Genomic DNA, 12,648 nt, shown 5'->3' with positions numbered 1-12,648 from the left:
GAACGTAACCTTCCTGTCTGATCTTGGCCGCTCGCTCGCGCTCGCGCAGTTGCTTGATCGGGTAACTTAACGTCAGTCCAATGCATCCGAAGCGCCTTGAGCTGCCCGTTCGCAAGCTGCGCGCCGAAGGGATGTGCCTTCCGCCTGGATGGTAAATCCCGTGAATAGCAGGGGGCTCGCCCGACACTGCCAGCAACGCCACCGCCCCAGCATCGCCCCATGCCCGTTTCGCTGCCACCGCCCGAAACCTCCCGCTTGCCATCCCCACCCAAACCCCTGTAGAATCGCCAGTTCTGCGGGCGTCGTATAATGGCCATTACCTCAGCTTCCCAAGCTGATGACGTGGGTTCGATTCCCATCGCCCGCTCCACTTTCCGGCTGCATCGCAGCCTGCGCATGAGCCGCCTCGTCGAAGGCGGCTTTTTTGTACCATGTGCCGGTTCACCCGGCCCCTGCTGCGCGCAACGGGCCCTCGCCAGCAACCGAGCCTTTCTCTGTCACCGATGATGCACGACGATCCGAACGAAGCCGGCCTGCCGCCGCACGACGACGCCATTCCCGACGAAGCCGCCGAAGGCGCCGACGCAGTCAATCCGCTGCACCACCGCCGCATCCGCAGCTTCGTGACGCGCGCCGGCCGCGTGTCGACCGGCCAGCGCCGCGCGATGGACGAACTCGGCCCGCGCTTCGTCGTCCCGTATGCGCCGGAGATGCCCGACTGGAACGCGGTGTTCGGCCGCAGCGCGCCGCGCATCCTCGAGATCGGCTTCGGCATGGGCGCATCGACGGCGGAAATCGCCGCGAATCGCCCCGGCGACGACTTCCTCGGCGTCGAGGTGCATGAACCGGGCGTCGGCGCGCTGCTGAAGCTGATCGGCGAGCAGGACCTGCCGAACATCCGCATCATCCAGCACGACGCGGTCGAGGTGCTCGAGCACATGCTCGCGCCGGAAAGCCTCGATGGCGTGCACATTTTCTTCCCCGACCCGTGGCACAAGGCGCGCCACCACAAGCGCCGGCTGATCCAGCCGCCGCTCGTCGCGCATCTCGCGTCGCGCCTGAAGCCCGGCGCGTACATTCACTGCGCGACCGACTGGCAGAACTATGCGGAACAGATGCTCGAAGTGCTCGGCGCGGAGCCGACGCTCGAAAACACAGCCGCCGACTACGCACCGCGCCCCGACTACCGCCCGGTGACGAAGTTCGAACGGCGCGGGCTGCGGCTCGGCCACGGCGTGTGGGACCTGGTGTTCCGCAAGCGCGCGAGCTGATCCCGCCCGGCATCGCGCGAACGGCGTCAAGCAAAACGGCCCAACCGGCAAATGCCGATTGGGCCGTTTTTACGTTGGGTGCACGTACTGCGTCGAGCGTGGCGGGCGGCGCCCGGCTTCACACATGCACGGCGCCGCCGGCCCGCGTCACGCCCAGTTCAGCCAGCCGCTGTACCCGACCAGCAGCACGAACAGCCCGAACGCGATCCGGTACCACGCGAACACCGTGAAATCGTGCGTCGCGACGTAGCGCAGCAGCCACCGCACGCACACGAACGCACTGACGAACGCCGCGACGAGCCCGAGCGCGAACAGGCCGAGCGAGTCGACGGTGAACGCCTGCCAGTCCTTGACGGTTTCGTAGAGCGTCGCGCCGAAGATGATCGGGATCGCGAGGAAGAACGAGAATTCGGTGGCCACGCGCCGGTCGAGGCCGAACAGCATCCCGCCGATGATCGTCGAGCCCGAGCGCGACATGCCGGGAATCAGCGCGAAGCATTGCGCGATGCCGACCTTGAGCGCATCGAGCGGCGTCAGCGCATCGACCGACACCACGCGCGGCGGCTCGCTGCGTTCGCGCTGCCGCGCCTCGGCCCACAGGATGATCGCGCCGCCCACGACGAGCGCGAACGCGACGGGCACCGGCGAGAACAGCACGGCCTTGATCTTCTTCTCGAACAGGAGGCCGAGCGCGATCGCGGGAATCGTCGCGATCACGACGTTCAGCGTGAAGCGCCGCGCGTCGGGCCGGCTGGGCAGCCCGGACACGATGGACGCGATCCGTTGCCGGTATTCCCAGCAGACCGCGAGGATCGCACCGAACTGGATCACGACGTCGAACGTCTTCGCATGCGAATCGTTGAAATTCAGGAAGCTGCCCGCGACGATCAGGTGACCGGTGCTCGACACCGGCAGGAATTCCGTCAGCCCCTCGACGACGCCGAGGATCAAAGCCTTGCAGATCAGGATCCAGTCCATCCGTGGCCCAACTCCGAAATGGTCGAATGAATGGGCCACTCTTCCGCGCGCGGCCCCCCTCCGGCCGAGCGCGGTTCGTCGTCACTTTTCGACGATCGCCACGCGTATGCCGTTTGTAAGAATCGTAATTGTACCGGGTTCGTAGTTCACCCCGGCAAATTGCAGTTGTTCGGCCTTGAACGTATAGATCGGATAGTTGGTCAGCAACTGCGTCGCGAGCAGGCCGGCGGCCGCGCCAACCTGTTGCGCGTACATCTGCGCGTCGCCGTCGAGCGCGAGGCTGTCGACGGCCGGCGACTTCAGCACGACCGAGCGGCTCGGCGCGTCGTACGCGAGCTGGCCCGATACGGTGAACTTGCCGCTGACGGGCGCGCGCAGGAACGGGCTCACGAAATGCGCGTCGAGCTGCACGGCCACGCGGTTCTGGTCGGGCAGCAGGTTGACGGCCGGGTTCGCGAGCGACACGTCGACGACCTGCGCGACCGTCTTCTGGTACGGAAACTTGCGCGCGACGGCTTTCTGCACGTCGCCGCGCGAGAACGTGTAGTGATCGGGGATGAACGGGAACGTCGACGCGCAGGCGGCGAGCGACAGCGTCACGCCGATGGCGCCGACGGTTGCGGCGAGAAAACGGCGCCGGCCGGGCGCGCAAGGTACGGTCATGCTGAACACTCTCCTGATGGCGACGGCCGCGTCGCGGCCTCGAGACGCGTGAGCCACGCGAGCGCGTCGTCGCGCGACGCGCCGCACATGTCCGCGGCCGGCTGCAACCCGGAACAGCACGCCGGCCGCTCGGGGCGGCCGAAGATCCGGCAGCGCAGGTCGTCGCCGAGTTGCACGCAGCGCACGCCGGCCGGCTTGCCGTCGGGCATGCCCGGAATCGGGCTGGAAATCGACGGCGCGATGCAGCACGCACCGCAGCCCTCGCGGCACGCATGCGGCGGCGGGACATCGGCAGGCGCCGGGCGGACAGGCATTTCGACGGACACTCGGCTCTCTCGAACGAACAACAAAAACGGTGCGGCAACCGGACGCGGTGCCGGCAGCCCCACCCCGCATTGTGCCATCGCCGGCTGCGACGTTATTACGCAATGCAGCCGAATCGCGCGTTTATATACTCGAAAGCATCTAAAAAGCGCGAGACCATCATGCGTTCCGGTTCTGCCGACTCATTGTTCCGTCCCGATTTGCTCGCGAAATACGGCGCGAACGGGCCGCGCTATACGTCGTACCCCACTGCGCTGCAGTTTCGCGACGATTTCAACCCGGCCGACTACGTGCGCGCGGCGAGCGACCCCGGTGCGTCGTCGAGCGAGCTGTCGCTGTACTTCCACGTCCCGTTCTGCAACACCGCGTGCTTCTACTGCGGCTGCAACAAGATTGCGACCAACAACCGCCGCCGCGCGCGCCCGTATCTCGACCAGATCAAGCGCGAGATGGCGCTGCAGGCCGCACTATTCGATCCGGCGCGCCCGGTCACGCAGCTGCACTGGGGCGGCGGCACGCCCACCTTCCTGTCCGACGACGAAACGGCCGAGCTGATGGCGGCCACCCGCGAGCACTTCGCGCTCGCGCCGGATGCCGATGCCGAGTTCTCGATCGAGATCGACCCGCGCACGGTCACGCCCGCAACGCTCGTCCATCTGCGCACCATCGGCTTCAACCGGCTGAGCCTCGGCGTGCAGGATTTCGATCCGGTCGTGCAGCAGGCGATCAACCGCATCCAGCCGCTTGCGATGACGGCCGACCTGCTCTCCGCCGCGCGCACGACGGGCTTTCATTCGGTGAGCGTCGACCTGATCTACGGGCTGCCGCACCAGACCGTTTCCGTCTTCGCGCGCACGCTGGAAACGATCATCGAACTCGCGCCCGACCGGCTGTCGGTGTTCGGCTACGCGCACATGCCGCACCTGTTCAAGATGCAGCGGCAGATCGACGATGCGGCGCTGCCGCCGCCGGAAACGCGCATTGCGCTGCTCGGCCTCGCGATCGACATGCTGACGTCGGCCGGCTACGTGTACATCGGGATGGACCACTTCGCGCGGCCGTCCGACGAGCTCGTGCGCGCCCAGCGCAACGGCACGCTGCAGCGCAATTTCCAGGGCTACAGCACGCGCGCGGATACCGACCTCGTCGGCTTCGGCGTGTCGTCGATCGGCAAGGTCGGCGACGTCTACGCGCAAAACGTGAAGGACCTGCCCGCCTACGGCGCCGCGCTCGACGCGGGCCGGCTGCCGATCGCGCGCGGCGTGCGGCTCACGCCCGACGACCGGCTGCGCCGCGACGTGATCACGCAACTGATGTGCAACCTCGAACTGCCGTTCTCGCACGTCGAGGCCGCGCACGGCATCCGCTTCGCCGATCATTTCGCGCGCGAACTCGACGCGCTGCGCCCGTTCGAACGCGACGGGCTGCTGACGATCGCGGCCGACCGCCTGACGATCCATCCGGCCGGCCGGATGGTCGTGCGCAACATCGCGATGGCGTTCGACGCGTATCTCGGCCAGGCGCAACAGCAGCGCTATTCGCGTACGGTCTAGGGCCGGCCGCACGCGGGCGGCCGGTTTGATACAGTGTGGGGCTTACGCTCCGCCAGAATCCGCACGATGCGCACCACCAAAGCGACCCACGCGGTCGAACGCCTGAAGACCCGCTCCGGCAACCCGCAATTCGCGGCCGTCGCGATGGCGGGCGGCCTGTTCTATCTCGTCGACCGCTCGGGCGGCACGGCCGAGAAGCGCTGCGAGCCGCTGCCGCTCGACGAGTTCGTCAAGTTCGTCGACGAATACGGCCCCAAAAAGCCGCGCAAGGCGAGCAAGCTCGACCTCGCGTTCGAGGCGCAGATCAAGAAGAGCAAGGGGTAAAGGTCTGTTGCAGGCCGCCTGAAGGCTTCGCGGCCGCCCCGTTTGGTACAATCACAAAGTTTCTCTATCCCCGCTGATGGCCGACCAGGCTGCGTGACCACACCATGAATATCGAAAACGCGCGTTTCAACATGATCGAACAACAGATCCGGCCGTGGGACGTGCTGGATCTCGACGTCCTGGGCCTGCTGTCGATCGTCAAGCGTGAAAACTATGTTCCGGCCGAATACCGCGATCTCGCGTTCGCCGACCTCGAACTGCCGCTGCCCGGCGGCAGCAGCAAGATGCTGTTCCCGCGCGTCGAAGCGCGCGTGCTGCAGGAGCTGACGGTCAAGAAGCACGAGAACGTGCTCGTGATCGGCGCCGGCTCGGGCTACCTGGCCGCGCTGTTCGCGCATCGCGCGCAGCACGTGACGGCCGTCGAGATCGATCCGACGATCGCGAAGTTCGCGGAAGACAACCTGCGCAACGACGGCGTGACCAACGTGGAAGTCGTGCTCGGCGACGGTTCGCGCGGCTGGGCCGGCAAGGCGCCGTATGACGTGATCTGCGTCGCGGGCGGCCTGCCCGTCGTGCCGCAGGAAATGCTCGAACAGCTGAAGGTCGGCGGCCGCCTCGCGGCATTCGTCGGCGGCCGTCCGGTGATGAAGGCGCAGATCATCACGCGCATCGACGACAAGCAGTACCGCGTCGCCGACGTGTTCGAAACCTACATCGACCACCTCGTCAACGCGATCGAGCCGTCGCGCTTCAAGTTCTGAGCAGCGGAGCCTCCATGCAGATCCTGACGGCCGCGATGCTCGCGGAATGGCTCGGCGACAAGGCGCGCCCCGCGCCGGTCGTGCTCGACGTGCGCGAACCGTGGGAAATCGCGACCGCGCACATCGCCGGTAGCGTGTCGATCCCGATGCAGCAGATTCCTGCGCGCAGCGAAGAGCTCGACGACGAAGCGGAAATCGTCTGCGTGTGCCATCACGGGATGCGCAGCGCACAGGTGGCGATGTTCCTCGAATCGCGCGGCTTCACGAAGCTGTACAACCTGCAAGGCGGGATCGACGCGTGGTCGCGCGACGTCGATCCGTCCGTGCCGCGTTACTGATCCTGCCGGTGGCGCATCACGCGCCGCCTCGCCGATCGGCACACTGCCGCCGGCCGCACCGATCCCCCGAACGGGCACGCATCGCGTGCCCGTTTCTCTTTTCCGGTCAGGCTAATCACTTCAGCGTCGCCTCGATGACCGACGGCGGCACCGTGCCGTGCCCGCGCCCTGCCCGCTTGGCGCGAAGTCATGGTGCACGACTGTTCCCGCACCGCGTGCAGGTGCAGGCACCGGAACGGGGAACCCCGACCGTGCACCATTTACGCCCGCGAACCTGCACCGCGACGGACCGCGCATGCTGCACGACGCGTCATGCGCACCGTCCCGACGCCACGCACGGCCCCGCGCAGGCACGCCGGACGTGCATCCGCACGACTGGCACATGCCTTGCGTTACCCCTTGGCACACGCCTTCACGGCGCACGCACATCCAACACGTCAAGGGGATCCCGATGAAACGTCGCAGTCTGTTGAAGTTCGGTTCGATGGCCGGCGCACTTGCGCTCGCGGGCAAGAGCCCGTTCGCTCAAGCGGCCGATGCGGGCACCGGCCCGATCAAGGTCGGCATCCTGCACTCGCTGTCGGGCACGATGGCGATCTCGGAGACGTCGCTGAAGGACACCGCGCTGATGACGATCGCCGACATCAACAAGAGCGGCGGCGTGATGGGCCGCAAGCTCGAGCCCGTGGTGGTCGATCCCGCGTCGAACTGGCCGCTGTTCGCCGAGAAGGCGCGCCAGCTGCTCACGCAGGACAAGGTCGCATGCGTGTTCGGCTGCTGGACGTCGGTGTCGCGCAAGTCCGTGCTGCCGGTGTTCGAGGAGCTGAACGGGCTGCTCTACTACCCGGTGCAGTACGAAGGCGAGGAAATGTCGCGCAACGTGTTCTATACGGGCGCCGCGCCCAACCAGCAGGCGATCCCGGCCGTCGAGTACCTGATGAGCGCGGAAGGCGGCGGCGCGAAGCGCTTCTTCCTGCTCGGCACCGACTACGTGTATCCGCGCACGACCAACAAGATCCTGCGTGCGTTCCTGAAATCGAAGGGCGTGAAGGACGCCGATATTCAGGAGGTCTACACGCCGTTCGGCCACAGCGATTACCAGACGATCGTCGCGAACATCAAGAACTTCTCGCAAGGCGGCAAGACGACCGTGATCTCGACGATCAACGGCGACTCGAACGTGCCGTTCTACAAGGAACTCGGCAACCAGGGGATCAAGGCGACCGACGTGCCGGTCGTCGCGTTCTCGGTCGGCGAGGAAGAGCTGCGCGGGATCGACACGAAGCCGCTCGTCGGCCACCTCGCCGCGTGGAATTACTTCATGTCGGTGAAGAACCCGACCAACACGAAGTTCAAGGACCAGTTCGCCGCGTGGGTGAAGGCGAACAACCTGCCGGGCGGCGCGAAGCGCGTGACCAACGACCCGATGGAAGCGACCTATGTGGGCATCCACATGTGGAAGCAGGCCGTCGAGAAGGCGAAGAGCACCGACGTCGACAAGGTGCGCGTCGCGATGATCGGCCAGACCGTCGCCGCGCCGTCCGGCTTCACGCTCGCGATGGACGGCAACCATCACCTGCACAAGCCGGTGATGATCGGCGAGATCCGCGGCGACGGGCAGTTCAACGTCGTGTGGAAGACCAAGACCGCGGTGCGCGCGCAGCCGTGGAGCCCGTTCATCGCGGGCAACCAGGGCAAGCCGGACATCGTCACGTCGATCCCGGCCTTCCTGCGCCGGCAGCGCGCGGCGCTGGCCTGATGCGGGCCTGACGCTGGGTGGCGCGTCGTGCTTCACACGCGACGTGCCGCTCGCACGCCGATGCCGATCTCGATGCACCGGCCGCGCTTGCCGTGATGAACAGCAAGCGCCCGCGCATCGCCGCCTGCATCCGCTTCCCTACGCCCGACAGGATTTCCCGATGCCAACACGCTTTCGCCGAGCCGCCGTCGCGATCGTCGCGTGCGCCGCCCTCGCGGGCGGGCTGCCGCGCGCCGCGTTCGCGCTGACGCCTACCGATACCGCTGCGCTTGCCGGCGACGACTTCGACGCGAAGACGGCCGCGATCGAACGGCTCGCCGCCGATCCCGATCCGCGCGCCGTCGCGGTGCTCAACGCACTGTCGACCGGCGACGCACTCGCGACTGGCGACGGCCGCCTGCTGATCCAGGCCGGCGACACCGCGCACGATGCGCTCACGCAGGCCGCGGCACCGTCCGGCGACGCGCAGCCCGTGATGCTGAACAACCTGCTGCGGACGAAGATCGCGGGCGCGCTGTCGGGGCTCGCGCTCGCATCGCCCGACGTCGCCGCGCGCCGCGACGCGATCGACGCATTGCTTAAATCGCCCGACCCGGCACTCAAGCCGATGATCGACCGAGCGCGCGCAAAGGAAACCGATCCCGCACTGAAGCGCCGCCTCGACGCACTGTGGGCGATCGCCGCACTACACGATGCCGATCCGGCGAAACGCTTCGAAGCCGTGCAGGTGGTGGCCGCGCGCCACGACCTCGACATGATCGAACAGTTGCGCCCGCTCGTCGCGAAGAACGCCGACGGCAGCTACGCGGAACCCGACGCACGTGTACGCGACGCCGCCCAGCAAGGGCTCGACGCACTGCATTCGCTGCAGCGCCGCGGCGAAATTGCGGGCACCCTGTTTGCCGGCCTGTCACTCGGCAGCGTGCTGCTGCTCGCCGCGCTCGGCCTCGCGATCACGTACGGGCTGATCGGCGTGATCAACATGGCGCACGGCGAATTCCTGATGATCGGCGCATACGCGACCTACGTCGTGCAGACGCTGATCCAGCGCTACGCGCCCGGCGCATTCGACTGGTATCCGCTCGTCGCCGTGCCCGTGTCGTTCGTGACCGCGGCGCTCGTCGGCATCGTGCTCGAACGGCTCGTGCTGCGGCACCTGTACGGCCGCCCGCTCGAGACGCTGCTCGCGACCTTCGGCGTGAGCCTGATCCTGATCCAGGCCACGCGGATGCTGTTCGGCGCACAGAACGTGCAGGTCGTGAACCCGTCGTGGATGAGCGGCGGCGTGACCGTGATGCAGAACCTGATCCTACCGTACAACCGGCTCGCGATCCTCGCCTTCGCGCTCGCAGTGGTATTCGTCGCGTGGGCCGTGCTGACGAAGACGCGGCTCGGCCTGTTCGTGCGCGCGGTCACGCAGAACCGCCGGATGGCCGCGTGCGTCGGCGTGAAGACCGCGCGCGTCGATGCGTATGCGTTCGCGTTCGGCGCGGGCATCGCGGGCCTCGGCGGCTGCGCGCTGTCGCAGATCGGCAACGTGGGCCCCGACCTCGGCCAGAACTACATCATCGATTCGTTCATGGCAGTCGTGCTCGGCGGCGTCGGGCAGATCGCCGGCACCGTGCTCGGCGGCTTCGGGCTCGGCCTCGCGAGCAAGGCGATCGAGCCGTTCTGGGGCGCCGTGCTCGCGAAGATCGCGGTGCTCGTGATGATCGTGCTGTTCATCCAGAAACGTCCGCAGGGCATGTTCGCCCCGAAGGGCCGCAGTGCGGAGGCTTGACGTGACTTCATTCAGCCATTCCCTGTCGAATCCGGCCGCCGATACGCCGAAGCCCACTGCCGCCGGCCGCGCGGCAGACGGTTTCGCGCTCGGCCTGCCGCCCCGCCCCGCACTGCTGTCGCGCCGTGCGTGGCTCGCGCTGATCGCGCTGTGCGTCGCGATCGGCATCGGCGTGCCGCTCGCCGCGCTCGTCGCGCCCGAGTCGAGCGCGTTCCACCTGTCCGCGTACACGATGACGCTCACGGGCAAGCTGATGTGCTACGCGATCGCCGCGCTCGCGCTCGATCTCGTGTGGGGCTACTGCGGAATCCTGAGCCTCGGCCACGGGCTGTTCTTCGCACTCGGCGGCTATGCGATCGGCATGTACCTGATGCGCGAGATCGGCCGCGACGGCAAGTACGGCAGCGACCTGCCCGACTTCATGGTGTTCCTCGACTGGCACCAGTTGCCGTGGTACTGGAGCGGCACGCAGCATCTCGCGTGGGCGCTGGCGCTCGTCGTGCTCGTGCCGGCCGTGCTCGCGTGGGTGTTCGGCTTCTTCACGTTCCGCTCGCGCGTGAAGGGCGTGTACCTGTCGATCATCACGCAGGCCATGACGTTCGCCGCGATGCTGCTGTTCTATCGCAACGAGACGGGCTTCGGCGGCAACAACGGCTTCACCGATTTCAAGCGCATCGCGGGCTTCGCGATCACGTCGCCCGGCACGCGCACGGTGCTGTTGCTGCTGACGTTCGCGACGCTGGTACTCGCGTTCATCGCCGCGCGCGCGATCGTCACCAGCAAGCTCGGGCGCGTCGTCACCGCGGTGCGCGACGGCGAGACGCGGCTGATGTTCCTCGGCTACAGCCCGCTCGCGTACAAGCTGTTCGTGTGGACCGCGTCGGCCGTGCTGTGCGGCATCGCGGGCGCGCTGTACGTGCCGCAGGTCGGCATCATCAACCCCGGCGAGATGTCGCCCGGCAACTCGATCGAGATGGCGATCTGGGTCGCGGTGGGCGGGCGCGGCACGCTGATCGGGCCGATCGTCGGCGCGTTCGCGGTGAACGGCGCGAAGAGCTTCTTTACCGCGTACTTCGCCGAATACTGGCTGTTCTTCCTCGGCCTGATCTTCGTGCTCGTGCCGCTCTTGCTGCCGCGCGGGATCATGGGCCTCGTCGAAACCGTGCTCGCGAAGGGGAAACGCGCATGAACGGAACGGCCCTCTACCAATTCACGCCGCCGCCCGAGGACGAACTGCTGGCCGTCAGCGGCACCGCATCGATGGGGCGCGTGGTACCGCCCGGCATCGACACGTCGCACGGCACGATCCTCTACCTCGAGGATATCGAGGTGAGCTTCGACGGCTTCCGCGCGCTGAAGAAGCTGTCGCTCGCGATCGACGCGGGCGAGCTGCGCTGCGTGATCGGCCCGAACGGTGCGGGCAAGACGACGATGATGGACGTGATCACCGGCAAGACACGCCCCGATGCGGGCAAGGTGTTTCTCGGCCAGACGCTCGACCTCGCGCGGATGAACGAGCCCGAGATCGCACGCGCGGGCATCGGCCGCAAGTTCCAGAAGCCGACCGTGTTCGAACAGCATCCGGTGTGGGAGAACCTCGAGCTCGCGATGCAGACCGACAAGGGCTGGCTCGCGTCGCTGCGCGCGCGGCTCGACCGCACCGCGCAGGCGAAGATCGAGGAAACGCTCGCGCTGATCGGCCTCGAAAGCCAGGCATTCCGCGCGGCCGGCGAGCTGTCGCACGGGCAGAAGCAGCGGCTCGAGATCGGCATGCTGCTGATGCAGCGCCCCGCGCTGCTGCTGCTCGACGAGCCGGCGGCCGGGATGACCGACCAGGAAACGATGGAACTTGCCGAGCTGCTGAACACGCTGCGCGGCACCTGCTCGATGATGGTCGTCGAGCACGACATGGAATTCGTCGCGGCGCTCGCGGGCGACACGGGCCGCGTGACGGTGATGGCCGAAGGCGCGGTGCTCGCGCAAGGCACGCTCGACCAGGTCAAGCGCGACGAAGCGGTGATCGAGTCTTACCTCGGACGATGATGCGATGCTGAAGATCGATGCACTGAACCAGTTCTACGGCGGCAGCCATATCCTGCGCAACGTGAACCTCACCGCCGACGACGGCAAGCTCACCGTGCTGCTGGGCCGCAACGGCGTCGGCAAGAGCACGTTGCTGCGCTGCCTGATGGGCGTCGTCGCCGCGAAAAGCGGCAGCGTGGCGTGGCGCGGGACGGCGCTCGGCGCGCTGCCGCCCTATGCGCGCGTCGCGGCCGGGCTCGCGTACGTGCCGCAGGGCCGCGACATCTTTCCGCGGCTGACCGTCGAGGAGAACCTGCTCGTCGGCGCGGCGAGCCGCAAGGCGCCGTCGAAGGTACCCGACCGCATCTACGACCTGTTCCCGGTGCTGAAGGACATGCGGGCGCGGCGCGGCGGCGACCTGTCGGGCGGCCAGCAACAGCAGCTCGCGATCGGCCGCGCGCTGATGAGCGAGCCGCAGTTGCTGATCCTCGACGAACCGACCGAAGGCATCCAGCCGTCGATCATCCAGGACATCGGCCGCACGCTGCGCCAGCTGGTCGACGAATCGAAGATGACCGTGCTGCTCGTCGAGCAGTATTACGACTTCGCCCAATCGATCGCCGACCGCTACTGGGTGATGAGCCGCGGCGAGATCGTCGCGGGCGGCGACGCGTGCGACATGGCGGCGAACGGCGTGCGGGAGTTGATCGCGGTGTAGCGGGAAAAGCGGCCCGGGGCTGCACCGCAGCCGGCTGCCGATCCTGCGCATCGATCCGGCGCCTCGCCGAACAGCGCATGTCGGCCCCACGCCGGCGAAGCGGCACGGCCCGGGAGCGGCGTTGCCACGTCCTGCAACGCGGGCACCGAAGCGTATA

The 12,648-nt window shown here is 67.4% G+C and carries 13 protein-coding genes and 1 tRNA gene; 11 read left to right on the top strand and 3 right to left on the bottom strand.

Translation table 11 applies throughout. The annotated features are described in order from the left end of the window. The first annotated feature begins 295 nt into the window (after window positions 1–295). Together B7G54_RS14255 and trmB are read left to right on the top strand one after the other, a co-directional pair. Window positions 296–370: transfer RNA gene (locus B7G54_RS14255), tRNA-Gly, on the top strand. Window positions 371–503: 133 nt separating this feature from the next. After that, window positions 504–1,271 carry a tRNA (guanosine(46)-N7)-methyltransferase TrmB gene (gene trmB, locus B7G54_RS14250; RefSeq protein WP_085039654.1) on the top strand — a complete coding sequence of 256 codons (768 nt, stop codon included), beginning with the start codon at window positions 504–506 and terminating at the stop codon, window positions 1,269–1,271. 147 nt (window positions 1,272–1,418) lie between these two features. Here trmB and B7G54_RS14245 read toward each other — a convergent pair whose 3' ends face one another. From B7G54_RS14245 to B7G54_RS14235, 3 genes are all read right to left on the bottom strand, one after another. Beyond that, a complete protein-coding gene (locus tag B7G54_RS14245; protein ID WP_046545097.1) occupies window positions 1,419–2,249 on the bottom strand; it encodes an undecaprenyl-diphosphate phosphatase in 831 nt (276 codons plus the stop codon). 81 nt (window positions 2,250–2,330) lie between these two features. Continuing rightward, on the bottom strand, window positions 2,331–2,912 hold the full coding sequence (locus tag B7G54_RS14240) for a DUF1439 domain-containing protein (RefSeq protein ID WP_085039653.1): 582 nt from the start codon (window positions 2,910–2,912) through the stop codon (window positions 2,331–2,333). Then, window positions 2,909–3,226, bottom strand: coding sequence for a YkgJ family cysteine cluster protein (locus B7G54_RS14235; protein WP_085039652.1), 318 nt, complete (start codon window positions 3,224–3,226; stop codon window positions 2,909–2,911). The genes B7G54_RS14240 and B7G54_RS14235 overlap by 4 nt, the downstream gene beginning before the upstream one ends. Window positions 3,227–3,397: 171 nt before the next feature. Between B7G54_RS14235 and hemN the strand changes: the two genes are divergently transcribed. The 9 genes from hemN to urtE all read left to right on the top strand — a co-directional run bounded on the left by hemN (window position 3,398) and on the right by urtE (window position 12,491). Next, window positions 3,398–4,789 (top strand): oxygen-independent coproporphyrinogen III oxidase, encoded by a 1,392-nt coding sequence (gene hemN, locus B7G54_RS14230; RefSeq protein ID WP_085039651.1) that lies wholly within the window; start codon window positions 3,398–3,400, stop codon window positions 4,787–4,789. 66 nt (window positions 4,790–4,855) lie between these two features. Then, window positions 4,856–5,113: a hypothetical protein gene (locus B7G54_RS14225; RefSeq protein WP_085039650.1), complete on the top strand. Its 258-nt coding sequence runs from the start codon at window positions 4,856–4,858 to the stop codon at window positions 5,111–5,113. A gap of 104 nt (window positions 5,114–5,217) precedes the next feature. Beyond that, complete coding sequence (locus tag B7G54_RS14220; protein ID WP_085039649.1) at window positions 5,218–5,874, top strand: protein-L-isoaspartate O-methyltransferase family protein; 657 nt, start codon at window positions 5,218–5,220, stop codon at window positions 5,872–5,874. Window positions 5,875–5,888: 14 nt separating this feature from the next. Next, window positions 5,889–6,212, top strand: coding sequence for a rhodanese-like domain-containing protein (locus B7G54_RS14215; RefSeq protein ID WP_011351193.1), 324 nt, complete (start codon window positions 5,889–5,891; stop codon window positions 6,210–6,212). A gap of 451 nt (window positions 6,213–6,663) precedes the next feature. Next, complete coding sequence (gene urtA, locus B7G54_RS14210; protein WP_085039648.1) at window positions 6,664–7,971, top strand: urea ABC transporter substrate-binding protein; 1,308 nt, start codon at window positions 6,664–6,666, stop codon at window positions 7,969–7,971. 160 nt (window positions 7,972–8,131) lie between these two features. Further along, window positions 8,132–9,751, top strand: coding sequence for an urea ABC transporter permease subunit UrtB (gene urtB / locus B7G54_RS14205; protein ID WP_085039647.1), 1,620 nt, complete (start codon window positions 8,132–8,134; stop codon window positions 9,749–9,751). A 1-nt stretch (window position 9,752) separates the two neighbouring features. Continuing rightward, complete coding sequence (gene urtC / locus B7G54_RS14200; RefSeq protein WP_085039646.1) at window positions 9,753–10,940, top strand: urea ABC transporter permease subunit UrtC; 1,188 nt, start codon at window positions 9,753–9,755, stop codon at window positions 10,938–10,940. Then, the gene (urtD, locus tag B7G54_RS14195) at window positions 10,937–11,794 is read left to right on the top strand and encodes an urea ABC transporter ATP-binding protein UrtD (RefSeq protein ID WP_085039645.1); all 858 of its coding nucleotides are present in this window, start codon (window positions 10,937–10,939) and stop codon (window positions 11,792–11,794) included. The genes urtC and urtD overlap by 4 nt, the downstream gene beginning before the upstream one ends. Window positions 11,795–11,798: 4 nt before the next feature. Further along, complete coding sequence (urtE, locus tag B7G54_RS14190; protein WP_085039644.1) at window positions 11,799–12,491, top strand: urea ABC transporter ATP-binding subunit UrtE; 693 nt, start codon at window positions 11,799–11,801, stop codon at window positions 12,489–12,491. Window positions 12,492–12,648 lie beyond the last annotated feature (157 nt).

This window comes from Burkholderia puraquae (assembly GCF_002099195.1).
In the GTDB taxonomy this organism is placed as follows: Bacteria; Pseudomonadota; Gammaproteobacteria; order Burkholderiales; family Burkholderiaceae; genus Burkholderia; species Burkholderia puraquae.
Note: the sequence above shows the minus strand (reverse complement) of the source record. Positions and strands in the feature narration are given on the sequence as shown.

Coding starts and splice junctions, on each gene's coding strand:
- trmB (WP_085039654.1), top strand. CDS start 504: ATGATGCACGACGATCCGAACGAAGCCGGCCTGCCGCCGCACGACGAC.
- B7G54_RS14245 (WP_046545097.1), bottom strand. CDS start 2,249: ATGGACTGGATCCTGATCTGCAAGGCTTTGATCCTCGGCGTCGTCGAG.
- B7G54_RS14240 (WP_085039653.1), bottom strand. CDS start 2,912: ATGACCGTACCTTGCGCGCCCGGCCGGCGCCGTTTTCTCGCCGCAACC.
- B7G54_RS14235 (WP_085039652.1), bottom strand. CDS start 3,226: ATGCCTGTCCGCCCGGCGCCTGCCGATGTCCCGCCGCCGCATGCGTGC.
- hemN (WP_085039651.1), top strand. CDS start 3,398: ATGCGTTCCGGTTCTGCCGACTCATTGTTCCGTCCCGATTTGCTCGCG.
- B7G54_RS14225 (WP_085039650.1), top strand. CDS start 4,856: ATGCGCACCACCAAAGCGACCCACGCGGTCGAACGCCTGAAGACCCGC.
- B7G54_RS14220 (WP_085039649.1), top strand. CDS start 5,218: ATGAATATCGAAAACGCGCGTTTCAACATGATCGAACAACAGATCCGG.
- B7G54_RS14215 (WP_011351193.1), top strand. CDS start 5,889: ATGCAGATCCTGACGGCCGCGATGCTCGCGGAATGGCTCGGCGACAAG.
- urtA (WP_085039648.1), top strand. CDS start 6,664: ATGAAACGTCGCAGTCTGTTGAAGTTCGGTTCGATGGCCGGCGCACTT.
- urtB (WP_085039647.1), top strand. CDS start 8,132: ATGCCAACACGCTTTCGCCGAGCCGCCGTCGCGATCGTCGCGTGCGCC.
- urtD (WP_085039645.1), top strand. CDS start 10,937: ATGAACGGAACGGCCCTCTACCAATTCACGCCGCCGCCCGAGGACGAA.
- urtE (WP_085039644.1), top strand. CDS start 11,799: ATGCTGAAGATCGATGCACTGAACCAGTTCTACGGCGGCAGCCATATC.